Below are 25360 nucleotides of genomic sequence, written 5' to 3' on the forward strand. Positions count from 1 at the left end.
TTCCGACAACTTCACTGGAATGAACCATGACGCCATCCGCGCTCAAGCGCCCCCTGCTGTTTTCCCTGCTCGCTCTCGGCCTCTCCTCTGCCTTCGCCGCGCCTGCTGCTGCGCCCGTCGACCGCCAGGCCGACCGCTGGGACCTGACGGCGCTGTATCAAGACGACGCCGCGTTCGATGCCGACGCGAAAAAACTGTCGGCCCAGCTGCAGCAACTGGGCGCCTGCAAGGGGCAGTTGAAAGCGTCGCCGGCCCGCCTGAAAAGCTGCCTGGACCTGTATGCCGAGGCGCGCAAGCGCGTCAACACGCTCACCACCTATGCGGCGCAGTATTACGACCAGGATACGGGCGACAGCAAGGGCAACCAGCTGAACCAGCGCGCCGCCCTGCTGGGTAACGACTTCTCCCAGGCGACGACCTTCCTGCAGCCGGAAATCCTCGCCCTGGGCGCCAGGCGCATCGACGCCATGCTGGCGAAGGACAAGGGTTTGCAACTATACCGTTTTCAATTGAGCAACATGCTGCGCAGCGCGCCGCACACGCTCGACGCGGCTGGCGAACAGCTGGTGGCCCAGTTCGGCCTCGCAACAAGCTCGGCCGCCAGCGTCTACCGCACCCTGGCCAATGCGGAAATCCCATGGCCCACCGTGAAACTGTCGGACGGCAAGGAAGTACGTCTCGACCAGGCGGCGTACACGAAATACCGGGGCGATGACCAGCGCGCCGACCGCAAGCTGGTGTTCGACGCCTTCTTCGGCAAGTGGAAGGAATATGAACGCACGTTCGGCGAAACCCTGTACGGCCAGCTGAAGACGGACGCCGCATATGCGAAAGTGCGCCGCTATGCCGACTCGCAAAGCGCGGCGCTCGACGCCGACCATCTGCCGCCCGCCGTCTACCAGACCCTGATCGCGCAAACCAACGCCAATCTGCCCACCTTGCACCGCTACTTCAAGCTGCGCGCGCGCATGCTGGGCGTCAAGGACCTCGCGTATTACGACATCTATGCGCCACTGCTGAAAAGCGACCGCACCTTCCCGCTGGCCGACGGCAAGCAGATGATGCTCGACTCCGTCGCGCCGCTGGGCCACGACTACGTCAAGGCCCTCACCGCCGCCGTGGACGCGCGCTGGATGGACGTGTACCCGCGCCCGCGCAAGGTAGCGGGCGCCTACATGAATGGCGACGCGTACGACGTGCACCCGTTCGTGCTGCTCAACTACACGGACAATTACGAAGCCGTCAGCACCCTGACGCACGAATGGGGCCACGCCATGCACTCGGTGCTGGCCAACAAGGCGCAGCCATCGGTCTATGCGCCGTACAGCATCTTTGTCGCGGAAATCGCCTCGACGACGAACGAGGCGCTGCTGCTCGACGCGCGCCTGAAGCAGGCCAAGGACGATGACGAGCGCCTGCTGTACCTGGGCGCGGCGCTGGAAAACCTGCGCGGCACCTACTTCCGCCAGGCCATGTTCGCCGAATTCGAAGCGGCCATCCACGGCAAGGTGGATAAAGGAGAAGCTCTGACGGGCGAAGAGATCACGGCCATCTATGCCGGCATCCTCAAGCGCTACCATGGCGAGGCGCAAGGCGTCATGACCATCGATCCCGCCTACGCGCTGGAATGGGCCTACGTGCCGCATTTTTATCACGGCTTCTATGTGTTCCAGTACGCCACCTCGATCGCCGCGGCGCAGGATTTCGCGCAGCGCATCCTCGACAAGGAGCCGGGCGCGCTGGCCGCCTACCTGAAGATGCTCAGCTCCGGCGGTTCCGCGTATCCGTATGAGCTGGTGAAGGCGGCCGGCGTCGACCTGGCCTCGCCGAAACCGTACCAGGCGCTGGCGGCGCGCATGAACGGCATCATGGACCAGATCGAGGCGATTGAAAGCCGCCGGGGGAAATAAGCGCCCGCGCGGACCGGAATCAGGCCGGCTGGTCTGATTCCGGCTTGTCCGCCCCCGCTGCCGCAAACGCCGCCGCATCGCTCTCGAACATGTCTTCCAGTTCCTCGCGCGCCTGGCGCGTGAGGGACATGACTTTTTGCTGGTCCTGGAAGTGCGGCGCCACTTCCAGCAGGGTTTTCAGGTTATGCCGGCCAAAGATGCCGGCCGCGCGCTGCGCCCGCTCCGCGCTGAAGCCCACCTGCTGCAGGGTCTGCTCGCCCAGCAGCAGCGCCGCGGCGAACGTTTCGCGCTCGATCAGCGTCACGCCCCGCTTCATCAATTCATAGTAATGCGTGACGTTGCGCGCGCGCGCCAGAATCGTCAGTTCCGGCAGGCGCAGGCGCACGGCGTCGACCAGCGCCAGGCTGTCGTCCACATTGTCGATGGCGATCACCAGCGCCCTGGCCTTCTCGATGCCGGCCGCCACCAGCAGGTCCACGCGCGTGGCGTCGCCATAAAACACCTTGAAGCCGAACTTGCGCAGCAGGTCGATCTGGTCCGGGTCGTGATCGAGCACCGTCACGCCGATCTTGTTGGCTGCCAGCAGGCGGCCGATGATCTGGCCGAAGCGGCCGAAACCGGCGATGACGATGGGATTGTCCTGCGCCTCGATATGGTCGTCGGGGCGGCGCTTCTTCTCGCCTTGCAGGCGCGGCGCGACGAATTTGTCGTGCAACAGCAGCAGCAAGGGCGTGGCCACCATCGACAGGGTCACCACCACGACCAGCAGCGCGGCCGTCTCCGGCGCAAACACGTGCGCGGCCTCGGCGGCGGCAAACACGACGAAGGCAAATTCGCCGCCCTGCGACAGCAGCAGCGCAAAGAACAGCTGCTGGCCGCGGGGAATGTCGACAAACTTCGACAGCACATACAGCAAGGCGATCTTCACCGCCAGCAGGCCCGCCACCAGGGCCAGGATCAGCAAGGGCTGCGCGCGCAGCACGCCGAAATCGACGGACATGCCCACGGCAATGAAGAATAGGCCCAGGAGCAGTCCCTTGAACGGTTCCAGGTCAGAAATGAGTTCATGGCGATATTCGGAGTCGGCCAGCAGCACGCCCGCCATGAAGGTGCCCAGCGCCATCGACAGGCCCACCGATTCCATCAGCACGCAGATGGCGATCACCAGCAGCAGGGCGAAGGCCGTGAAGATTTCACGCAAGTCCGTCCTGGCGATGAAGCGCAGGATGGGGTTCACCAGAAAACGCCCGCCGATCACCAGCGCCGCCAGCACGGCGGCCAGCTTGGCCACGCGCAGCCAGCCCGGTTCGCCGCTGTGCGTGACCAGCCCGCCCAAGAGCGGCACCAGCGCGATCATGGGAATGGCGGCGATATCCTGGAACAGCAAAATGGAAAAGCCGGCAGAACCGGCCGGGGTGCTCATCAGCTTGCGTTCGCCCAGGGTGGCCAGCACGATGGCCGTCGACGACAGCGACAGGCCCAGCGCGCCGACCAGCGCCGTGCGCCAGTCCACGCCAAAGGCCATGGCCACAGCGCACAAGCCCGCGCTGACGACGCCCACCTGCGCCCCGCCCCAGCCGAAAATCGGGCGGCGCAGCAGCCACAAGCGCTTCGGCTCCAGCTCCAGGCCAATTAAAAACAGCAGCAGCACCACGCCGAATTCGGAAAAGCTGAGGATCACCTCGACATTCTTGATCAGGCCCAGGCCCCAGGGTCCGATGACGACGCCGGCCACCAGGTAACCCAGCACGGCGCCCATGCCCAGGCGCTTGGCCAGCGGCACCATGATGATGGCGGCGACCAGGTAAAACAGTATGTTGATGAGAAAGCTGTGGTGTTCCATGCGGATTCCGGAAAAACGTGACTGGAATCGCAATCATGCCTGAAGTGGCGCGCCAGCGGGGTATCAGGGTTGCGGCGCATCGATGCGTGCGCGCAGTTCGTCGACATTCACGCGCTGGAGGTAGCTTTCGATATTCTTCCACACGGCGTGGTAGCCGTAGCCGCCGTTTTTCAGCTCGTCGATCGCCTTTTCGCGCGGCCAGCCCTGGTACAGCATGCGGTACATGGCGGCCATCATGCCCGTGCGGTCGGCGCCGTGCAGGCAATGCAGCAGCACGGGACCCTGCTGTCCGGCGGCGCGGATGGCACGCATGGTGTCGATCACATGGCGGTCGCGGATGGCCCAGGTATTGATGGGAATGCGGACGGCGCGGATGCCGCTGCCTTCCAGCACCTGCGTATCGGAGTGGAAGGAGCGCAGGCTGATCACCGTCTTCACGCCCAGCGCCTGCAGCTGGGCCACGTCGGCGCTATCCAGCCTGGCGCTGCGGTACAGGACGGGCGTGACCTGGTGCAGGTTCGACACCTGCGGCAGCGGCGTGGCCCAGTCCGGATGGCGTGGCGGCGATGGTTGCGCCCCGGCCGGCGCGGCGGCCAGCCCCAGGGCAAGGGTCAACAGTACGACGTGCAGCATCATGGTTTCCTGGTTATTGAAGAACGGCGCCGGCGCGCAGCACCTGCGCCAGCACGTCCTGGGCGGCGCGCGGGCGGCCCAGGGCCAGCGCCTTTGCGCGCATCGATTGCAACTGCTCGGGATGCTCGAGCAACAGGCGCACCCGGTATTCCAGGGTGACGGCATCGAATGCCTTCAGGGCCACGCCCTGCTCCAGCAGATAGTCGGCATTGCGCTCTTCCTGGCCGGGAATCGGCGAGTTGACGATCATGGGCAAGCCCAGCGCCAGGCATTCCGAGGTGGTCAGCCCGCCCGGCTTGGTGATCACCAGGTCGGCGCACGCCATCAGGCGCTCGACTTCGCTGGTAAAGCCTTGCGCCAGCAGGCGGCCCGGATACTGGCCGGCCAATGCCTGCAGCGCTGCCAGCGCGGCGGCGTTTTTCCCCGCCAGCGCGATCAGCTGGAAGTCGCCCGGCAGCGCCAGCAGGCGCGCGGCGACCGTTTCAAGGCTGCCCAGTCCCGCCCCGCCGCCCATCAGCAGGATCGTCGTGCGCCGCGGGTCGAGGCCAAACGCCTGCGCGCACGACACGCGGTCGGGCGCCTGCGCGAACGCGGGCATGATGGGAATGCCCGTCACGTGGATGCGCCCGGCGGGAATGCCTTCGTGGCGCATGCGGAACGCCACTTCGTCGGTGGCGGCGAAATAGCCCTGCATCTGCTCGTGCACCCACATGCGGTGCAAGTCGAAATCCGTGACCTGAACCCACACGGGGCAAGCCAGCTGCTGCTGGCGCAATGCGCGCGACAGCAATTCGGCCGGCAGGAAATGCGTGCAAATGATGGCGTCGGGCTGGAAAGCGGCGATCCGCGCCATCAGCGCGCGCGTGTTGAGGCGCTCGACGGCGCGGCGCAGGCGCTGCATCGAGCCGTCGCGCGGCGCATCGTGGGTGGCGTGATACAGATAGCCCCACAGCGCGGGCGCCTTGTTGACCAGCTTGATATACAAATCCGTGTACAGCTTGCGGAAGGCGGGCGTGACGAAATCCATCACGTCGAGATGCAGGGCCAGCGCCGCTGGGCCGCCGCCATCGCGCGCCGCATACGCCTCGATGGCTTGCGCCGCGCGCATGTGGCCGGCGCCGGCCGAGACGCTCAGGAGAAGAATTTTTTGTGTCATGAAAAACCGATGCGTGAACAGGTTGCGCGCGGACGCGGAAGATGCATTGGCAGGATAACATCGCTGCAATCTGGCCGGTTTGATCTGGCCACGCGCGCGCTAGCCAATGACGGGGACAGGCAAGGCAGACACTTTCCAGCTGCCTTTGAGCTTGCGTTCCATCAAGGCCGGCAAGGCGCTGGCGTCAGGCGCGCCTTTTTTCGTGAATTTCACCGGCACCAGCAGATAAATGGTGACCTTGTCATCGTCGGCAATGTCCTCCTCCGGCTCCGGATTCCAGCGCTTGTCGATGGCCAGCAGCGCGTCGACGCCGTCCGGCCAGGCCAGGTCCGCCAGGTGCGGATCGTCGCGCCGCAACAGCTCGCCCGCCGCAAGGCTGGCCCGGTCGAGCGTGCGCCGCCCCAGGCGTGCCAGCAGCGCCACCGGAAAGCGCCAGGGGCTGTGCTCCGCAAAGCCGTGCACGGTCAGCGGCCAGCGGCCAGGCAGGCAGATGGCCAGTTCGGTCATCGGGGATTGCTGGAACAGGCCGGCCGTAAACAACAGCTTGAAATCGCTCTTGCCGCCGATGCAGCTGATCCCCAGCGAAAAGCGCGCATCGCCGCTGTCCGGGCTTAACACGGCCGGCAATACCCAGCCGGCGCTGTTGTGCATGAAGGTGCGGATCGATTCCTGCGGCGAGGCGGCCGCCTGCTGCGGCACGTCGAGTATGCTGACGCCGCCGGCGGCAGCGAGCAATTGGGCGATCGCGGGAAAACCCCAGCCGCTGGCGATATCGACCGGCGCCTGGTTCCAGCGCGTATGCAGGCGGTTCGGATTGGCGCCCGACTGCAACAGCAATGCCACCACGTCCTGGTGGCCGCCCACGCAGGCGCTGGCCAGCGGCGAGAGTATCTTGTCCGGCAAGCCGTCGACGGCAGCGCCCTGCTCGAGCAGCCAGCGGCAGGTATCCAGATGGCCATGGCTTGCCGCCGCGTCCAGCGGCGTATGGTTGCGGTAGCCGGGCAAGGGCAGGTCGATGTCCAGGCCCAGCGACACGAGCAGGACGCAGACGTCGCGGCTACCGCCGGCCGCGGCCAGATGCAGCAGCGATTCGCCGTCATCCATGTTGTAGTGGCGAAAGGTCAACAGCAGCGGCGTGGCCTCGAGCAGGCTGCGCACCTGTTCCACCTGATTTTCGCCGACGGCGTCGCAGAGGCGAAAAAACGTCTCGCGGTGCTGGTTGTAGAGTGTCTTGTTGACCATGCATGTTCTCTGCTCGTGGTGGCGGCGCCATCATCGAGCGGAGAATAGCATTTTCTTTCGATTAATCTGCGCGATTTGATAACTTCGGTGTGCGCGTCGGCGGCAATGCCAAGCCGGCCGGCGCGACATCCGTGCGCAGCACCGGATACAGGTTCAGGCGTTCATCCCAGGAAGCGTGGCGGCGGGCGAAGAATTCCAGGCGCGCGGCCGGGCTCTTGGCAAATGCGGGATCGCTGGCCAGCTTCTGCTGGAACTGCGCTGCCAGCGCCGGGTCGGCCGCCAGCTGCGCGCGCGCCACGTCTTCGGCCACGTATTCTTCCATGTACTCCTTGCGCTCGAAGGCCGTATTGAAACTGCCCCAGGCCAGCAGGGAATCGGGCGCGCGCGGTTCGAGCAGGGCCACGACCAGGCGCGCCTTGGCCTGGTTGACGGGCACGTACAGTGCGCCCGCACCGACCACGCGCGCCTCTTTCTGCCACTCGCCCTGCACGGCCGCCGTCTGGCGTCCCTCGAACGACTGCGCACCGAATTTCACCATCGTGGCGCGAAAGGTCTCGACCGGCAGATTGCCCGGCGCGCCAGCCAGCACCTGGTACGACACGCCATGCTGGCGCAGCTTGGCCGCCACCATCTGCGCCTGCGCGGCGGGCACCAGATAGCCGGCATGCGGCGCGGCCTGCTGCAAGTCAGGCACGATTTCGTCGCGCAGCGGCACGTTCCAGATCTGCGGCGTGGTTTCATCGTAGCGCGTCATCAGCGCGCCCGACACTTCGGACGGCGTACGCGTGTAGGCGTAGCCGCGAAACGCGATCATGCGGCTCTTCTCCGTCGTCTTGTAGGTGAGCGGCAGGGTGCTGCCTGCCAGCTGCGCGGCGCGTGCATCCGCCTCGAGCGCCGTTTGCCGCCACTGCGCGCCATGCTGCGCCACTTGCGACAGCAGCGAAACGATGGTGTTGCGGGTGATGCGCACGCGGGTCGGATAATCCTTCCACGAATGGGTTTCCACCAGCATGCCGAAGCGGTTGCGCAGCTGGAAATAGCCATGCGAGAAGCGGGGATTCGGCGCCGAATCGACAAAACCCGATTGCGGATTGTCGTTCTCGGCAAACGAAATATAAAACGGTTTCGGATCCGAACCCTGGCTGGCCAGGTCGGCCAGCACGCCATCGCGCAGCGCCGTTCCCGCCACGCGCAGGGCCGCATCGCCCGCATGCACGGGTTCGACCTGGATCGAGATATCGGGTTCGAACTGGGCGCCGTCGGTGACGTGCAGGTCGACGTAGGCCAGCGGGTCCCAGGCGTTCACCAGCGCCAGCATGTGCTGCATCTCGGGCGTATCGGCCTTCATGTATTCGCGGTTCAGATTGTAGTTTTGCGCCGTGCTGCGCCAGCCCATTTCCACGGGACCGCGCTGGTTCGGACGGTTCCACTGACCGAAGCGCTCATGGCCATCGACATTGAAGACGGGGACGAACAGCAGCACCTGCTTGTCGAGCGCGCCGGGAGCAGCCTTGCCTTCCAGGACTTCGCGCAAGGCCAGGAAGCCCGCATCCTTGCCATCGATTTCGCCCGCATGGATGCCGCCCTGCACCAGCAGCACGGGCAGCTTGCGGCGCGCCGCTTCGGCCGGCGTCAGCGCACCCGTATTCGTCACGGCCAGCGCCAGCATGGGGCGGTTTTCCGGCGTGCGGCCGAACTCCACGCAGCGCACCTGCTGCGGATAGCGCGCCTGGAACTGGCGGCACAAAGCTTCCACTTCCGCATAGCGGCCCGTATGCAAAAAGCCCGAGCGCTCGGCCACCGTCGCCAGGGCGGGAGCGGGAGCGGCGTGTGCGCTGGCGGCAAACACGGTCAACAGGGCGGTGGACAGCAGGGCGTGGCGTAGCATGGGTCAAACTCCATCGAGAGAGGACAAGCGGGCAATTATAGAGTGGCGGTCGGATAAAAACGCGCCGGAAAATAAAAAAGCCGGAACAGCGTCAGCTGCTCCGGCCTTGTTCTGGCAAGCGTGAATTACGAGCCAAAATGGTAGTTGAACTCGATCCACCCCTGGCGGCCTTGCGGGCTGTAGTTGCCGATCGGGTAGTACGGCCAGCCGTTGCTGGCGTCGCGCTTGATCTTGTCGAACACGTTGTTGACGATCAGCGAAACGGTGGCGCGGTCGTTGATGCGGTAGACGGTGCTGATGTTGGCCAGCGCCGTCGGCGTCAGGTAAGCCTTGCCGGCGGCATTCGGCAGCTTGCCGTAACGGCTGACCAGCAAGGTGTTCGACCAGTCGCCCGCAGCCCAGTTGACGCTCAGGTTCAGCTTGTCGGGCCAATCCATGTTGGTCATCGATTTGGTTTCATCGGTCTCTGCATCGCCGGCGAATTGCTGCGATTTCTTGCTCAGCACCCGGGCGTAGTTGGCCTTGAAGGCGAAACGGCCATAGTCCGTCGTGCGCAGCAAGTATTTCAGGCTGACGTCGATGCCGCTGCTGCTTTTCTTGGCCGCGTTGATCGGGTTGACGGTGATGGTCTTGATCTCGCCCGCCTTGTTCAAGGCATTGGCCGCGTAGCGCTCGATGCGGCCCAGGGTATCGATACAGGTCGGCGAGCCGATATCGGCCTTGCCGAGGCGGCAATCGGATTCGTCGCGCAGCAGCTTGTCGGCGTCCAGATTCGTCACCAGGTCGTCGATCTTGATGTTCCAGTAATCGACCGAGACGTCGAAATTGGAACTCGGCGACCAGACGGCGCCCACGCCGAAGGACTTGCCCTTTTCCGACTGCAGGTCGCGGCTGCCGTTCTGCACGTAATCGGCACCCGGCGATTTATTGGCATATTCGCAGCCGTCGATGGCCTTGCCCGCAGCATCGCAACGGTAATAGTCGGTGGTGCTCGAATAATAGCCTTTGCCGCGTGCCTGGTAGATGTAGTTCATGTCCGGCGCGCGGAAGCTGGTGGCGTAGTTGGCGCGGAACAGCAGGTCCGGCGCCGGACGCAACTCCAGCCCGCCGTTGTAGGTGAACTTGCCTTCCTTGCGGCCGGCAAAGCTGTAGCGGTCATAGCGGCCGGCGACGGTAGCGGTCAGCTTTTCATGCAGCGGCACATTCAACTCCGCGCCCAGCGCATAGCGCGAACGGGTGCCGGCCGTGACGCCCGAACCGGTGGCGACATTGAAATAGCCCTGGTCGATGCGCGCGTCGGGTTCGTTGCTGAAGCCCTGCTTGCTCGCTTCGGCAATCGTGGCGATTTTCACCGTGCCGGCGGGCAGCTGGAACAGGTCGCCATTCGTGGCCAGGCTCAGGGTATTCGTCCAGGCCTTGTCCTTGCTGTCGCTGTAGCCGCTGATGCTGTCGAATTCGGTCGGCGTCAGGCGCTGCGACAGGCGCGCGGGATCGGGGGCGTAGATGGCCACGCCATTCGCGTCCGTGCCCATCTTCGGTCCCAGGAAGAAGCTGTCGATGTTCGAGCGCAATTGCGGCCGGTGGGCTTCGCTCGTGTAGACCGAGGCGTTGTAGTTCGCCTCATATTGCCAGGCGCTGCCCGGAATGCGACCCTTGGCGCCCAGCGAGATGGCCGTGGCCAGGTCGTCCCAGCTGCGGTTGTAGCGCTGCACGCCGCCGATTTCCTCGGGCGAGATAAAGCGCGTCCACTCTTCGTAGGCGCCGCTGTTCTGGTTCAGAAAGGAATTGCCGTTCAGCGAAACCGAGGTCCACGACGGGCCGCGCGTATTGTTGACGGTCTTGTTCTTGCCGATCAGGACATCGGCAAACAGGGTGGTGTCGGCATCGAGCTCGTAATTGGCGCTGCCGAACACGTTCTGGCTCTGGTTCTTCGTCTGCGTGGTCCAGAAGGTCGGGCGGGCTTTCGGGCTGGCGCAATAGCTGCCGTTTGCCGCCGTATACTTGCTGACGCTGCCGCCGAACATGTCGCCGAACTGACCGCAGGTGTCGCCCAGGTCGACATAGTTGCCGGCCTTGCCTTTCACCAGGGTGCGGCGCGCGGCGATCGTCGTCGGCACGCCGGAGCGGCTGGTCATGAAGTCGCGGTCCATGCTCCACAGCGGGTCGCGCTGGCTCAGTTCCACGCTGAACAGGGTATGCAGCTTGTCGAAATTGCCGCCGCCCGTCAGCTGCACACGCTGGTTGCCGGCGCCGCCGCGCGAGGTGCCGCCCAGCTTGACGTTGATATCGAAGCCGTCCGTCTGTTTTTTCAGGATCACGTTGACCACGCCGGCGATCGCGTCCGAGCCATAGATGGCCGAGGCGCCGCCGTTGAGGATTTCGATGCGGTCGACAATGCTCGACGGGATGTTCGCCAGGTTGGTGAAGTTGACGGCGCCGTCATAGGCGATGGGGAAGTCGGCCAGGCGGCGGCCGTTCAGCAGGATCAAGGTATGGTTCGGGCCCAGGCCGCGCAGGCTGATGGTATTGGCCGACGGCGTGAAGGTATTGCCGTAATCCTCGCCCTGCGTAAAGCCGCTGTTCTGCACCTGGCTGGTCAGCGCGTCGAAGACGTTCTTGTAGCCCTGCTTGGTGATTTCGTCGCCGGTCAGGATGGTGACGGAAGACGGGCCTTCCAGGCTGGCGCGGGGAATGCGCGAACCGGTGACCACGACGGCTGGCGGGGTGGCCGCCGCCTGCTGATCCGCTGCGGGCGCTTGCGTTTGCGCGTGCGCCTGCCATGCGGTGCCGCCCAGGATGGCCAGTACGCCAAGGCTGAGCGGTGTTAACTTGAACTGTTTCGACATCGTTGCGCTTCTCAAGGTGGGAGAAAAGCGGCAAGATAGCAAAATGTCAGTCATTCCAGAACGAATGGATTCATCTTTCTATATATCAAAATTGTTATATAGAAATATTCATGAGCAGGAAAACGCCAGGCGTCCTCGCTAGCTCATGGCAGGAACATGCGTGTTAACGGCGCCTGATGGCAATTTCCTTGTAGGAGGGCCGCAACAGGCGCGTGGCCGCGTCGGCCGGACTCTCCATCGAACTCAACAGCCTGGTGGCCCCCATGGCCGGCGTGCAGCTGCCGCTGCTGCGGTAGCGCAGCGCCGCCGCCAGCATGCCTTCCGCCGCGTCGCCCAGCGCATGCTGGTAATCGTCCGCCACGTCGCAGGTCGGCGCCATGCCATCGGCAAAGTCGCCAAAGCCCTTGGCGTTGACGCCCTGGAATTGCACGGCGAAATACGTGGTGCCGCAATTCGGCGCGGGATAGAAACCGTAGGGCTTGCCACACGTCGTGCCGCCGATCAGGTTGACTTGCACGTCCACGCCGCGCAAGCCGTTAATGATCGCTTCGCTGGCCGAGCAGGTATTGCCCGTTGTCAATAAGGTCACCCGCTTAAGCCCCAGCGAGGGCAGCGGCGTGCCCTTGGGCAAGGGATTCTGCGCGGGAAAGCCCTGGCTTTGCGCATGGAATGGCACGGGCGCTTCTGGCCGCGTCTTGTCATTGAAGAGCACCTGCTCGAAGGTCTTGCCGGTGGTGACTTGCGGACCGGCGATCATGTAGGCGAGTTCGCTGGCGACATCGAGGTAACCGCCGCCGTTGTAGCGCACATCGAGCACCAGGTCGCTGATGCCGGCCGCCTGGAAGCGGGCCATGGTCTCGACCAGCTGACGTTCGGCCACGTTGTTGTGCGTGTTGAAGGTCAGGTAGCCCACCTTGCCCGTGGGCGTGTCGATGATGCGCTCGTTCTGCACGGCGCTGGTGCTCACGTCCACCGCCGTCAGGCTCACCGACAGGGGCGCGCCGTTACGGCTCAATCCCAGCGTGTGCGCGCCTTGCGCCTTGGGGAACAGGCCGGCGTTGAGGATAGCCACGCTGGCCGCGTCGGGGGCATTGACGAAATCGACGCCATCGACGGTTTGCAGCACGTCACCGCGCCGCAAGCCCGCCAGTGCCGCCGGCGAGCCCGGCTCGACGATCGAGATCACCGCCTTGCGCGGCGGCGTGCTACGCGTCAGCGCCAGCAGCATGCCGTAGCCCAGTTCCACGCCGTTGAGCGAAGCTTCCCATTCTGTCGTCGGCAAGGTGAAATGAAACTGGTCCTTCGGCTTGCCGGATGCCGTCATGGCCGTCGTTTTCAGCACATCGAAGTACGCGACGGGCGTGGCGAAGCTTTGCGCCTGGTAGGTGGCCGGCACTTCGCGGTACCACAGATACGTTTCATCGATCCAGCTGCGCACCCACGTCAGTTCATCGAGCAAGGTGCCCGGCTTGTCGATGCTGCTGCCGCGCGGCGCGGCGCAGCGGTTCTCGACCGTGGACGAAGCGACCAGCGCCGCCGGACCCGCCGGCGTCACGGGCGGCACGACGGGCGCGCTGTCGCTGCCGCCGCCACCTCCGCCGCAGGCACTCAACAACAATACGAGAGGAACCGCCAGGGCGGAAAAGCGCAGGGAAGACATGACGAACTTTCCGAAAAGAAATTATCGAAAAATTATAAGACGTTTTACAAACAGGCGTTGTTTTCTTTGATACAAAAAAAATGGCGCCCGCAGGCGCCATTGCTACAGCGTGAAGTTCACCCCATCACGCCACGGTGGCCGCCACGGGTGCCGCCATGACGGGCGGCAGCGGCGTCGGCGCATTGAAGGCGATCAGCAAACTGGCTTCCTTCTCTTTCGCCGCCTTCAAATGACGCTCCTTCACGTGGCCATAGCCGCGGATGTCTTCCGGAATGCTGGCAATCGCCACGGCTTGCGCCAGCTTGGCCGTCGTCAGTTTCGGCAGCAAGCCGCCTACCGTCGCGCGGTACTCAAGAATCAGCGCGCGCTCCATCTTGCGCTCGGCCGTATGGCCGAACACGTCGAAAGCCGTGCCGCGCAAGCCCTTGAACTTGGCCAGCACGCCAAACGCCTTCAGCATCCACGGGCCATATTCCTTCTTGATCAAATGGCCATGGGCATCCGTTTTCGCCATGATCGGCGGCGCCAGGTGGAACTTGAGCTTGATGTCGCCTTCGAACATGGCGGCGATCTTCGCCTGGAAGGCGCCGTCCGTGTACAGGCGTGCCACTTCGTACTCGTCCTTGTAGGCCATCAGCTTGTAGAAGTAGCGGGCCACGGCTTCCGTCAGGCGCAGGTGCGGGCCGTTCAGCGCGCTTTCGGCGGCGCGCACCTGGCCGACGAAGTCCAGGTACTGCTGCGCATACGCGCGGTCCTGGTAAGCCGTCAGCAGGGCCACGCGCTTTTCGATCAGGTCGTCGAGCGTTTCGATGCGCTTGAATTCCACCACCTTGGCTGGCGTCGTCATGCGCACCAGGCTGGCCGTATCGTGGGCACCCGCGCGCCCCCAGTTGAAGGCGGCCTTGTTGAACGCCACCGAGACATTGTTCAAGTCGATGGCCTTCATGATGGCAGCTTCCGACAGCGGCACCTTGCCCTTTTGCCAGGCATAGCCCAGCATGAACATGTTCGTCGCGATGGAGTCGCCCATCAGCGCCGTGGCGATCTGGCCCGCGTCGATGAAGTCCACGTGGTCGCTGCCGCACGCCTTTTCGATTTCCATGCGCGCCGAGGCGCCGGGGAATTGCCAGTCCGGGTTTTTCACGAACGCGGCCGTCGACGAGCTGGTCGAGTTGATCATGGCCCAGCTGCGGCCCTCTCCCATGCGCGACAGGGCGTCGCGGCTGGCCGTGACGATCAAGTCGCAGCCGATGACCAGGTCAGCCGCACCGGTACCCACGCGCGTCGAGTGGATATCTTCCTGGCGGTCCGCCAGGCGCACGTGCGACATCACGGGGCCGCCCTTTTGCGCCAGGCCGCTCATGTCCAGCACGGAACAGCCCTTGCCTTCCACGTGGGCCGCCATGGCCAGGATCTGGCCGACGGTGACGACGCCCGTGCCGCCGATGCCGGTGACCAGGATGCCGAACGGCTCGGCCGTCGAGGGAATGCTTGGCGTCGGCAAGGCCGGCGCCGCTGGCGCGTCCTTGTCGGCGGCAGCCGCCTTCTTCGGCTTTTTCAAGCCGCCGCCTTCCACCGTCACGAAACTGGGGCAGAAACCCGTCGTGCACGAGAAATCCTTGTTGCAGGACGACTGGTTGATCTGGCGCTTGCGCCCCAGTTCCGTTTCCAGCGGTTCCACCGACAGGCAGTTCGATTGCACGGAACAGTCGCCGCAGCCTTCGCAGACGGCTTCGTTGATGACGGCGCGCTTGGCCGGATCCGGGTATTCATTGCGTTTCCGGCGGCGGCGTTTTTCCGAGGCGCAGGTCTGGTCGTAGATCATGGCCGATACGCCGGGCATGTCGCGCAATTCGCGCTGCACGTCCATCAGTTCCGAACGGTGGCGCACGGTGACGCCTTCCGCCCAGGCGTAATCGTCCGGGTACTTTTCCGGTTCATCCGTGACGACGATGATGGGACCGACGCCTTCGGCGGCGATCTGGCGCGAAATGATCGCCGGCGACAGCGGGCCGTCGAATTCCTGGCCGCCCGTCATGGCCACCGCATCGTTGAACAGAATTTTATAAGTGATGTTCACCTTGGCCGAGACGGCCGCGCGGATGGCCAGGATGCCCGAGTGGAAATACGTGCCGTCGCCAAGGTTGGTAAATACGTGCTTTTCATTCGTGAACGGCGCCTGCCCCACCCACGTGACGCCTTCGGCGCCCATGTGGGTGAACGTCGACGTTTCGCGGTCCATCCACAGCACCATGTAGTGGCAGCCGATGCCGGCCAGCGCGCGCGAGCCTTCCGGCACCTTGGTCGAACTGTTGTGCGGGCAGCCGGAGCAGAAGAACGGCGTGCGGTCCTTTTGCGGATCGGGTTTCACGCTGATGGCCTTGAGGACGTTTTCCTTCGCTTCCAGGTAGGCGATGCGTTCCTTGACGCGCTGCTCCACAGGATGACCGGCGTAGTAGCGCGAGATGCGGCTGGCAATGGCGCGGGCGATCATGGCCGGATTCAGCTCATACGTGGCCGGCAGCAGCCAGTCGCCGTGACCGGTGCCCTTCTGGTTGCTCCATTCGCCCGTGTCGTCGAACTTGCCGACCACGCGCGGACGCTCGCCGTCCTTGAGGTTGTAGAGTTCTTCCTTCAGCGCGTATTCGAGGATTTGCCGCTTTTCTTCCACCACGAGGATTTCATCGAGGCCCTTGGCGAATTCATGCACGCCGTCCGCTTCCAGCGGCCACGTCATGCCGATCTTGTACAGGCGGATGCCGATGTCGGACGCCGTCTGCTCGTCGATGCCCAGGTCGGCCAGCGCCTGGCGCGTGTCCAGGTAGGATTTGCCGGCCGTGATGATGCCGATGCGCGCCTTCGGGCTGTCCCAGATGATTTTATTGAGCTTGTTGGCACGCGCATACGCCAGCGCCGCATACCATTTGTAGCTGTTCATGCGTACTTCTTGTTCCAGCACCGTGTCGGGCCAGCGGATGTTCAAGCCACCGGCCGGCATCTCGAAGTCGGTCGGCAGGGTGATCTGCACGCGGTCCGGGTCGAAATCGACGGCGGCGCCCGATTCGATGATGTCGGTCACGCATTTCATCGACACCCATAGCCCCGTGTAGCGGCTCATGGCCCACGCGTGCAAGCCGTAGTCGATGTATTCCTGCACCGACGACGGGTACAGCACGGGGATGCCGCAAGCGTTCAGGATATGGTCGGACTGGTGCGCCGTCGACGAGGATTTCGCCGCATGGTCGTCGCCGGCCAGCACCAGCACGCCGCCATGCTTGGCGGAACCGGCGTTATTCGCGTGTTTAAAGACGTCGCCGCAGCGGTCGACGCCAGGGCCCTTGCCGTACCACATGCCGAACACGCCGTCGTATTTGGCGTCTTCGAACAGATTCGTTTGCTGCGTGCCCCAGACGGCCGTGGCGGCCAGATCTTCGTTCAGGCCCGGATGGAATTTGACGTGGTGTTCATCGAGGTATTTCTTGGCCTTGATCGCCGTCATGTCGACGGACGTCACAGGCGAACCGCGGTAACCGGTGATGTAGCCGGCCGTATTCAGGCCAGCCTTCAAATCGCGCTCGCGCTGCAGCATGGGCAGGCGGATCAGCGCTTGCGTGCCCGTCATGAAGGCGCGGCCACGCTCCAGCGTGTATTTGTCGTTCAGGGAAATTTCGGACGCGTGCGCGCCCGGCTCAAGACTCGAGCCCTTGATTGGTGCATTCATTACTTGTCTCCATTATTCTCTGTGCTACGCGTGCAAAGTCGGTTGAACTCACACGTACCGGCTGTGCCTTGTGGACAATGCCGGTGCGGAAAAATGACTTGTTTGTCGTAGACTACCACAGGAATGCGCACAGTTCTTTGCTGCGCTGCACTCCCGGGCGGGTACCATTTTCACTACTATTTGTTACAGAGCAACATTACGCGGCGTTCGTATCTTTCAGCACGCCGCGCTTGATCTGGTCCAGCTCGATCGATTCGAACAGGGCGCGGAAATTGCCTTCGCCGAAGCCCTGGTCGCCCTTGCGCTGGATGATCTCGAAGAAGATCGGGCCGATCACCGTCTGCGTGAAGATTTGCAGCAACAGCTCGCGTTCGTTTTCCGTGCTGTGGCCATCGATCAGGATGCGCAGGCGGCGCAGTTCTTCCAGCTGCTCGCCGTGGTTCGGCAGGCGGCGGTTGACCAGCTCATAGTAAGTTTCAATCGTATCCTGGAAATCGATACCCGTATCGCGCATGCCTTGCACGGACGCGTAGATATTGTCCGTGCCCAGGGCGATATGCTGGATGCCTTCGCCATGGTACTGGTCCAGGTATTCGGCAATCTGCGACTTGTCGTCCGACGATTCATTGATCGGAATGCGGATCTTGCCGCACGGCGAAGTCATGGCCTTCGACTTGAGGCCCGTCAACTTGCCTTCGATGTCGAAATAGCGCACTTCGCGGAAGTTGAACAGGCTTTCATAGAACGTCGCCCATTCCTTCATGCGGCCACGGTGCACATTGTGCGTCAGGTGGTCGATATACGTCAGGCCATGGCCGACGGGGTTGGCGACGGCGCCGGGAATGGCGACAAAATCGACGTCATAGATGCTGATATCGCCGATGCCGCCAGGTGCGGCCGCGTCCGGCTTGTCGGCGCCCTTGCCGCGCCAGCGGTCGACGAAGTACAGCAGGGAATCGCCCACGCCCTTGATGGCGGGGATATTCAGCTCCATCGGACCTGTCTTATTGTCGAAACCCCAGGCGCCCAGTTCCAGCGCGCGGCGGTATACGAAGGCCGCGTCGTCGACGCGGATGGCGATGGCGCACACGGACGGGCCGTGATGGCGGGCAAAACGCTGCGCGAACGAATCTTGTTCGGCATTGATGATGAAATTGATGTCGCCCTGGCGGTACAGGGTCACATCCTTGTGGCGGTGGCGCGCGATGGCCGTGAAGCCCATGTTCTCGAACAGCTTGCCCAATGCTTTTGGGTCTGGTGCTGCATACTCGACGAACTCGAAACCATCGGTACCCATCGGGTTATCCCAAGGCTGAAATTGCATGATGTCTCCTCCAAGAAGTAGCGCACAGTATAGGCGCGGTCTGTGGGCATTAAATGCCAAAGATCTCCCGAACAATCATGATTTGCGCAATAATATTGCGTGAAAGTCGAACCACCGGAGGAAGCATGAGCAAAATTACGCTGGATAAAACGGATCGCAAGATCCTCGCCGTCCTGCAGGCCGATGGCCGCCTGTCGAACCAGGACGTGGCCGAACAGGTCAGCCTGTCGCCGTCGCCATGCTTGCGCCGCGTCAAACGGCTGGAAGAAGCGGGCGTGATCCGCCAGTACGTGGCCCTGCTGGACCCGGAAAAGATCGGCCTGGGCTTGCTCGCCTACGTCAACGTGCGGCTGGAAAAGCACAGCGACGCCACGGCGCACAGCACGGCGCGCGTGCTGGCGCCGAATCTGGTGACGAATACCTCGCCGCGCGCCGACTTTGCCGTGGCCGTGGCGCAATGGCCGGAAGTGGTGGCCTGCTATGCAATGACGGGCGAAATGGATTATCTGTTGCGCGTGCACGTGGAAGACATGGAACACTTTTCGCGCTTCATGATGGCGACATTGCTGCGCCACCCGGCCGTGCTGGACGTGAAATCGAGCTTTGCCTTGCAGCGCATCAAGGATACGACGGCCCTGCCCTTACTGTGACGGCGGTGACGGCGGCCCGGGCTTCTTCTTGCGCCCCGGCAAGCGATCCCACAGTTTGAACGCGGCACGCGCGTTGGCCTTGAACGTGTAGTCGAACATGGCGAACTGTTCCTGCACGGCTTCCTGCAGCATGCTGGTCGGGTTCGGCGGCAACAGTTTCAGATATGCATCGGCTTCGCCATAGTCGCGCTGGATTTCCATGCCCGCCTTCTTGGCGATATGCATCATCGTCTTGTTCGACGACAAACAATGCATGTACAGGGTATCGACATCATTGTTACGGCAGTGAATCGCCGCCCGCTCGAACAATTTCGACCCGACCCCCATGCCGCGCATGGATTTCGACACGGATACGCCGAACTCGGCCACCTGCTCCTTGTCCGTCACCACGCTTTTCGCCGGCGACTGGTCCTTCGGCGCGAACGCCAGGTGCCCCACCCCCACCAGCTTGAACAGGCTGTTGTAGACGCCGTAGATCATGTCGCGCGAAAAATCCATCTTTTGCACGTACTGGGCCACGAGTTCATCGGGCAAGGCGCTGCCGAAGCGCAGCAGGCGGTCGCTTTTCTCGAGCGACAGGAAATGCTTCATCATGCGGCGCCGGTCGCGCTCATGCAATTGCTTGACGAGCACGGTCGGACGCCCGCCGCCGCTACGGCTGAGCCAGCGGCGAAACGGGTTTTGAAACAGCTTGGGTAAGGTCACGTCGACTCCTGGGGGCGGTGCTGCGGCACGTCAGGCCGGCATTGTGCAGTGCAACATTGTGGCGCCATTGTAGCGTATTCCCGCCATTCAAGCCTGGCCCAGGAACGCCTGCACGGCCGCCACCCGCGCCGCGTGGATGACTTCGGGGATGCGTTTCGGCTCCGCACAGCCTTGCGCCAGCGCGCCCGCATTCACGGCGCGCGCCGCATCCAATCCGCCCTGCAGCCGCGCCGCCTGAGGGAAATCGCCAGTGACCAGCCCGTCGCAAGCGACGGCTTGCAGCAGTTGCGCAAAGCGCTGCGGCTTGCGCAAGCCGTCGCAGCGTTCGCACAAGCTCACCACGGCTTCGGCGCTCAGCGCCAGCGCGCCATTGATATGGTCCCGTTCGCGCGCCGCCATGACGGCCAGCTCGCGGCACTCGTTGGGCACGCGCAAGCGCTCGCTCAGTTTCTCGATGGCATCTTTGCTCATGCGCAGCATCAAGGCCGCAAAACGCACGGGCAAGTCATGACCTTGCGCGGCGGCATGGTCGACGACCTGCAGCAAGCGTTCGCTCAGCGTGATTTCGCCCATGATGCGCGCCAGGGCGCCGCATTCGTGCAGCACCGTCAGCATGCGCGAAGGATGGCTTTCCATCAGCCCCTTGGCCACTTCCTGCCACACGCGCTCGGCCACCAGGGCGTCGACTTCGCCGTCGGCCACCATGCGGCGCATCAAGGCCAGGGTGGCGGGCGCGACAGTAAAAGTATGAAAACGGGCGGCAAAGCGGGCCAGGCGCAAGATCCGCACGGGGTCTTCGCCGAACGCGTCGGAGACGTGGCGGAAGATTTTATTGCGAATATCCTCGATACCGCCGAACGGATCGGTCAACGTCCCATCCTCGGCCCGGGCGATGGCGTTGATGGTCAGATCGCGGCGCACCAGGTCGTCTTCCAGCGTGACGTCGGGCGCCGTGTGGAAGACAAAGCCCCGGTAGCCGGGCGCCGTCTTGCGTTCCGTGCGGGCCAGGGCGTATTCTTCTTGCGTCTTCGGGTGCAAAAACACGGGGAAATCCTTGCCGACTGGGCGGAAGCCCTGGCGCAGCATGTCTTCCGGCGTGGCGCCCACGACGACGTGGTCGTGGTCTTTCACGGGCAAGCCCAGCAGTTGGTCGCGCACCGCGCCACCGACCGTGTAAATCTTCATAACACTCTTTTCTTATTCAGGTAATTCCGCGTCGTGCTTGGCAGCGACTTCCGTTTCCGCCAGCGCTTCCGTGATCCAGCGGGCCACGGCCGGGTGCGCCTGCACGCGCTCGCAATACGCGTTCAGGGCCGGCGCCAGGCTCACGCCATACGTGCGGAAACGCATGACGACGGGGGCGAAATACGCGTCGGTGATGGAAAAATCGCCAAACAGGAACTGGTGGTGGCCAAAGCGCGACAGGCACTCTTCCCAGATTTCGCTGATGCGGCCGATGTCGGCCTGCGCGGCGGCCGTGCGGCCACGTCCCGGCAATCTTGCCTTGATATTCATCGACATATCGGTGCGCAAGCCGGTAAAGCCGGAATGCATTTCCGCGCAGATACAACGCGCCATGGCGCGCGCGGCCACGTCTTGCGGCCACATGTGTTTATCAGGAAACTGCTCGGCCAGGTATTCGCAGATGGCCAGGCTGTCCCAGATCGTGATCTCGCCGGCCAGCAGCACGGGGACCCGGCCGCAGGCCGAATATTCCGCGATCTTGGTGGCCGTGTCGCTCTGGTCGAGCAGCACGCGCACTTCCTGGAACGGGATGCCGAAGGCCGTCATGGCCACCCACGGGCGCATCGACCACGATGAGTAATTCTTGTTGCCGATGATGAGGGTCAGGCCCGGCTCGCGCGCGGCGGCCAGGGTTTGCGTCAGGCTGGGATCAAGGATGGTCGTTTGCATGGTCGGCGGACTTTAGTTGGAGGATGGCAAATCGGCGGAAACGGCGCTGTTTTTCGGTCCCACGGTGCCCAGGCGCGCCTTCAGCGACTGCGGGCTCTTCTCGAACAGGGCCGCGTAATAGGTGGCGTTGGCCATCACGTTTTTCACGTAGCCGCGGGTTTCCGTGTACGGAATGATTTCGGCAAAGACGGCGCCTTCCAGCGGACGCGTCATGGTGGCGCGCCAGATGCGCAGGCGCCCAGGTCCCGCGTTGTAGGCGGCGCTGGCCAGCACTTGCGAACCGTCAAGACCGCCAAGCACCATGTTCAGGTAATTCGTGCCCAGCAAGACGTTGGTGCGCACATCGCTCAAGGTTTCCGTGACGAAATCGGTGAGGCCGATCTTCTTGGCGACATAACGGGCCGTCGACGGCATGACCTGCATCAAACCGGACGCGCCCACGTGCGACTGCGCATCCATGATGAAGCGCGATTCCTGGCGGATCAAGCCATACACCCAGGCCTTGTCCAGGCCCAGGGTTTGCGTGGCCGGATGCATGACGTCGTCGTGCGGCGTCGGGTAGCGCTGCGTATAGTCCACTTCCAGGCGCGTGCGGTCCGAAGTGTTGACCATGCGGTCGAGCACATTGTTCTGGCGCGCAAATTCCGCGGCCGCCAGGTGCTGGCGGTCCGTCATCGAACGCAATTCCCAGTTCCACTCGCGCGTGCCTTCGAAGCGCAGGCGCATGTTGAAGAATTTCAAGGCGCGCTGCAAGCCCGGATTGGCGGCCATGGCGGCGATTTCCGTCGGACTGACCGGCTGGCCCGGCGGCGGCAACACCAGATGGTTGCCCAGTTCTTCATTGGCCAGCAAGCCATAGAAATTCGACTGGTCGGAAATCGTGCGGTACAGGGCGTCCGCCTGCGGGTTCGGGCGGCCCGGCGTTTCCGCCTGCTGCGCGCGCGCCAGCCAGTACACCCAGGTGGGATCCGTGCGCAGGGACGCCGGCATGGCCTGGATGGCGGCCTTCACCAGTGGCCAGTTGCCTTCACGCAAGGCGATACGCGCCTTCCATTGCATCTGCTCCTGGGTCAGGGGTGCGCCATTGGTTTTTTGCCAATATTCGAACGCTTCCGGCGCCAGCGCATACGACGCTTGCAAGGCCAGGCTGGCCCAGCCGATGGCCTGTTCCTGCGGCGTCAATTGCGCGCTCGCCTTTTGCAGGGCCACGACGCCCAGTTTCAAGGTGCTTTTCGCCATGCGGCCGACGGCCAGCAGGTACATTTCGTGATCGGCACGGCTGGCGCCCGCGCCCTTGGCCAGCACCAGCGCCGGCAAGTCGATGGCTTGCGCCATCTTCGCGTCGGACGCGCCCAGCAGCAACGCGATGCGGCGGGCCGGGCCGGTAGCGTTGGTCTGGCCCGCCAGGCGGATCTGCGCCCACAGATCATTCGTGTCGAACTGGCCATTTTGCGCCAGTGCCGCGATCAGGCTGCCGCACGCTTCGCCATAGCCAGGCGGCGAGACGAGCAGGTTGCGCGCCTCGGACGCCACGTTCTGCCCCTTGGCGGCGCGCGACATCAGCGCGTAGCACTTGAGCTGGGTGTCGTCGTCGAGGGCGAATTGCGGGTATTGTTCATCAAACACGACCCAGTCGCGCTTGCGGCCCAGTTCCAGCAGCCAGTCGTTGCGGAAACGGTCGGCGATGGCGCTACCCTTGTAGCGGTTCAGGTAATCGCGAAATTGTGCCTCGGTCAACTGTTTGATGCGCGGTTTCAGCCGATAATAGTCGACATACGAGGGAATCTGGTAATTCGTCAGGCGCCCCGCATAAAAATCGGCTTTTTCGACGTCATCCTTGCGCGCGGCGTCGCGCAGCAGCAGGAAGGCATCGTCCTCGCTGCGCGTGTCGGGAGCGGCAGGCGTTACGGTGGCGGACACCTGGGCCAGGGCGGCCAGGGGAGACAAGGCCGATGCAACACACAGCATCGTGCCGGCAATCCATTTCAGTGGGGAAATCAATGTACGACTCTCAATCTTAACTTGATGGTGATATGAATAGCGACCCTAGAATAACATGCGATCCGGCTGCACGGCCACCCATTGCGCCACAGGAAAAAGCCGGCTTGCGCAAAGCCTTGCTGGCGGCCCGGCGCACCCTGCCCGACGCCACGCGCGCGCAGTGGGATGCGGCCATCGCGCAGCGCCTGCTGGACTGGTGCACGCAGGAAAACATCGAGGAACTGGGCGTGTACTGGCCCCTGCATGGCGAGCCGGACTTGCACGACGCGTATGCGCAGCTGGCCGCGCGCGGCGTGCAATTAAGCTTGCCGGTGGTGCTGGAAAAGCATGCGCCGCTGGCGTTTTCCAGCTGGACGCCGGGAGAAGCGATGGTCAAGGATGGCATGGGCGTGGCCGTTCCGGCCGAATTGCGCCTGCGCCCGGCGCCCGGCACCCTGCTGGTACCTTGCCTGGGTTTTAATGGGGAACGGTACCGGCTCGGCTATGGCGGCGGCTATTACGACCGCACCCTGGCGCAACTGCCCCGTCCGCGCACCGTGGGCATCGCCTATGCCTGCCTGGCGGCAAGCTTTCCCAACGGCGAATACGACATCGCCCTCGATCACATCGTGACCGAGGGCGATCTGCTCTGACGGATCAGATGGGGATTACTTGACCAGGCGCTGCCACAGTGCGGTCGTGGGCGCCGCCTGGTTCATGCTATAGAAATGCAAGCCTGGCGCGCCGCCTTCCAGCAGGCGTTCGCACAAGCCCGTCACCACGTCCAGGCCAAAAGCCTTGATGGACGCGCTGTCGTCGCCGAAGCTGGCCAGTTTCAGACGCACCCAGCGTGGAATTTCCGCGCCGCACATGTCCGAAAAGCGCATCAATTGCGTGTAGTTAGTGATCGGCATGATGCCGGCCACGATAGGCACGTTGATGCCCATCTTCTGCGTCTGCTCGACAAACTGGAAATACGCGTCGGCATTGTAGAAGTACTGGGTGATGGCCGCATCGGCGCCGGCCTGCACCTTGCGCGCGAACGCGTTCAAGTCGTCCTGCGGCGAACGGGCTTGCGGGTGCACTTCCGGATAGGCGGCCACTTCGATATGGAAATGGTCGCCCGTCTCGGCGCGGATGAATTCCACCAGCTCGTTGGCGTAGCGGAACTCGCCCGAGGCGCCGTAGCCGCTCGGCAAGTCGCCGCGCAAGGCCACGATGCGGTTCACGCCGGCCGCCTTGAAGTCGGCCAGCACGGCGCGGATCGATTCGCGCGAACCGCCCACGCAAGACAGATGGGGCGCGGCCTGCTCGCCGGCCGCCAGGATCTCGCGCACGGTGTCCAAGGTACCCTGCTGCGTGGTGCCGCCGGCGCCAAACGTCACCGAGAAATACTTCGGATGCAATTCAGACAACTTGACACGCGTGGCGCGCAGCTTTTCCGCCCCTTCCGGGGTTTTCGGCGGGAAAAACTCAATACTGAAGTTATGCTTTTCCATCGTCGTTGCTCAAAAGTAAGGTCGACAAGGCCCAGGAAATGATGCTGTACAGAATGGCACCGCCCACGGCAGACCAGAAACTGGCGACATGGAAACCAGCGATCATTTGCGCCACCAGCCAGAACATGAAGCCGTTGATGATCAAAATGAACAGGCCCAGCGACAAGAACGTCACGGGCAGGGTCAGCAGGATCAGCAAAGGACGGATCAGCGCATTGACCAGCCCCAGCACGGCAGCGGCCAGCAGCGCGGTCCAGCCGCTGCTCATCGTCACCGAATGCATCAGGTAAGGGACGGCAAACAGGGCCGCCGCATTGATAAACCAAATCAGTAGCAAGCGCATTTCTCTAGCCTGTCAAAAGTGAGGTCAGGCCGGCGCCAGGCGTCGG

The 25360-nt window shown here is 63.6% G+C and carries 18 protein-coding genes; 3 read left to right on the plus strand and 15 right to left on the minus strand.

Features of this window, described 5'->3' with window-relative positions; all coding sequences use genetic code 11:
• Positions 1-26 precede the first annotated feature (26 nt).
• Complete coding sequence (pepF, locus tag CLU94_RS12000) at positions 27-1910, plus strand: oligoendopeptidase F (protein WP_099665771.1); 1884 nt, start codon at positions 27-29, stop codon at positions 1908-1910.
• Positions 1911-1929: 19 nt separating this feature from the next.
• On the opposite strand, the gene kefC is transcribed toward pepF, so the two are convergent.
• The 9 genes from kefC to hppD form a co-directional block, all read right to left on the minus strand.
• Positions 1930-3753: a glutathione-regulated potassium-efflux system protein KefC gene (kefC, locus tag CLU94_RS12005; protein ID WP_099665772.1), complete on the minus strand. Its 1824-nt coding sequence runs from the start codon at positions 3751-3753 to the stop codon at positions 1930-1932.
• A 63-nt stretch (positions 3754-3816) separates the two neighbouring features.
• The gene (locus CLU94_RS12010) at positions 3817-4389 is read right to left on the minus strand and encodes a dual specificity protein phosphatase family protein (RefSeq protein WP_099665773.1); all 573 of its coding nucleotides are present in this window, start codon (positions 4387-4389) and stop codon (positions 3817-3819) included.
• A gap of 10 nt (positions 4390-4399) precedes the next feature.
• Complete coding sequence (locus tag CLU94_RS12015) at positions 4400-5542, minus strand: MGDG synthase family glycosyltransferase (protein ID WP_257218776.1); 1143 nt, start codon at positions 5540-5542, stop codon at positions 4400-4402.
• A gap of 99 nt (positions 5543-5641) precedes the next feature.
• Complete coding sequence (locus tag CLU94_RS12020; RefSeq protein ID WP_099665775.1) at positions 5642-6784, minus strand: ankyrin repeat domain-containing protein; 1143 nt, start codon at positions 6782-6784, stop codon at positions 5642-5644.
• A 61-nt stretch (positions 6785-6845) separates the two neighbouring features.
• Positions 6846-8672, minus strand: coding sequence for a M14 family metallopeptidase (locus CLU94_RS12025; RefSeq protein ID WP_099665776.1), 1827 nt, complete (start codon positions 8670-8672; stop codon positions 6846-6848).
• Positions 8673-8797: 125 nt separating this feature from the next.
• Entirely contained in the window at positions 8798-11518 is a 2721-nt protein-coding gene (locus CLU94_RS12030; protein WP_099665777.1) for a TonB-dependent receptor plug domain-containing protein, read from the minus strand.
• 163 nt (positions 11519-11681) lie between these two features.
• A complete protein-coding gene (locus CLU94_RS12035) occupies positions 11682-13178 on the minus strand; it encodes a S41 family peptidase (protein ID WP_099665778.1) in 1497 nt (498 codons plus the stop codon).
• A 124-nt stretch (positions 13179-13302) separates the two neighbouring features.
• Positions 13303-16899: an indolepyruvate ferredoxin oxidoreductase family protein gene (locus tag CLU94_RS12040; protein WP_099665779.1), complete on the minus strand. Its 3597-nt coding sequence runs from the start codon at positions 16897-16899 to the stop codon at positions 13303-13305.
• A 196-nt stretch (positions 16900-17095) separates the two neighbouring features.
• On the minus strand, positions 17096-18223 hold the full coding sequence (gene hppD, locus CLU94_RS12045; protein ID WP_099665780.1) for a 4-hydroxyphenylpyruvate dioxygenase: 1128 nt from the start codon (positions 18221-18223) through the stop codon (positions 17096-17098).
• Between the two features lie 125 nt (positions 18224-18348).
• Here hppD and CLU94_RS12050 point away from each other — a divergent pair, with 125 nt between their 5' ends.
• On the plus strand, positions 18349-18873 hold the full coding sequence (locus tag CLU94_RS12050) for an Lrp/AsnC family transcriptional regulator (protein WP_034753092.1): 525 nt from the start codon (positions 18349-18351) through the stop codon (positions 18871-18873).
• On the opposite strand, the gene CLU94_RS12055 is transcribed toward CLU94_RS12050, so the two are convergent.
• The 4 genes from CLU94_RS12055 to CLU94_RS12070 form a co-directional block, all read right to left on the minus strand.
• A complete protein-coding gene (locus CLU94_RS12055) occupies positions 18865-19578 on the minus strand; it encodes a GNAT family N-acetyltransferase (protein ID WP_099665781.1) in 714 nt (237 codons plus the stop codon). The genes CLU94_RS12050 and CLU94_RS12055 overlap by 9 nt on opposite strands.
• Before the next feature lie 87 nt (positions 19579-19665).
• The gene (locus CLU94_RS12060) at positions 19666-20763 is read right to left on the minus strand and encodes a multifunctional CCA addition/repair protein (protein ID WP_099665782.1); all 1098 of its coding nucleotides are present in this window, start codon (positions 20761-20763) and stop codon (positions 19666-19668) included.
• Between the two features lie 12 nt (positions 20764-20775).
• Entirely contained in the window at positions 20776-21492 is a 717-nt protein-coding gene (locus CLU94_RS12065) for a glutathione S-transferase family protein (RefSeq protein ID WP_099665783.1), read from the minus strand.
• 12 nt (positions 21493-21504) lie between these two features.
• Positions 21505-23493 carry a lytic transglycosylase domain-containing protein gene (locus CLU94_RS12070; RefSeq protein WP_099665784.1) on the minus strand — a complete coding sequence of 663 codons (1989 nt, stop codon included), beginning with the start codon at positions 23491-23493 and terminating at the stop codon, positions 21505-21507.
• A gap of 104 nt (positions 23494-23597) precedes the next feature.
• Here CLU94_RS12070 and CLU94_RS12075 point away from each other — a divergent pair, with 104 nt between their 5' ends.
• The gene (locus CLU94_RS12075; protein ID WP_099665785.1) at positions 23598-24125 is read left to right on the plus strand and encodes a 5-formyltetrahydrofolate cyclo-ligase; all 528 of its coding nucleotides are present in this window, start codon (positions 23598-23600) and stop codon (positions 24123-24125) included.
• 15 nt (positions 24126-24140) lie between these two features.
• On the opposite strand, the gene metF is transcribed toward CLU94_RS12075, so the two are convergent.
• Together metF and CLU94_RS12085 are read right to left on the minus strand one after the other, a co-directional pair.
• On the minus strand, positions 24141-24971 hold the full coding sequence (metF, locus tag CLU94_RS12080; RefSeq protein ID WP_034783533.1) for a methylenetetrahydrofolate reductase [NAD(P)H]: 831 nt from the start codon (positions 24969-24971) through the stop codon (positions 24141-24143).
• Positions 24958-25314: a phage holin family protein gene (locus tag CLU94_RS12085; protein ID WP_099665786.1), complete on the minus strand. Its 357-nt coding sequence runs from the start codon at positions 25312-25314 to the stop codon at positions 24958-24960. The genes metF and CLU94_RS12085 overlap by 14 nt, the downstream gene beginning before the upstream one ends.
• Between the last annotated feature and the right edge of the window lie 46 nt (positions 25315-25360).

Origin of the sequence: Janthinobacterium sp. 13 (assembly GCF_002749695.1) — a bacterium.
GTDB classification, from domain to species: domain Bacteria; phylum Pseudomonadota; class Gammaproteobacteria; order Burkholderiales; family Burkholderiaceae_D; genus Janthinobacterium; species Janthinobacterium kumbetense.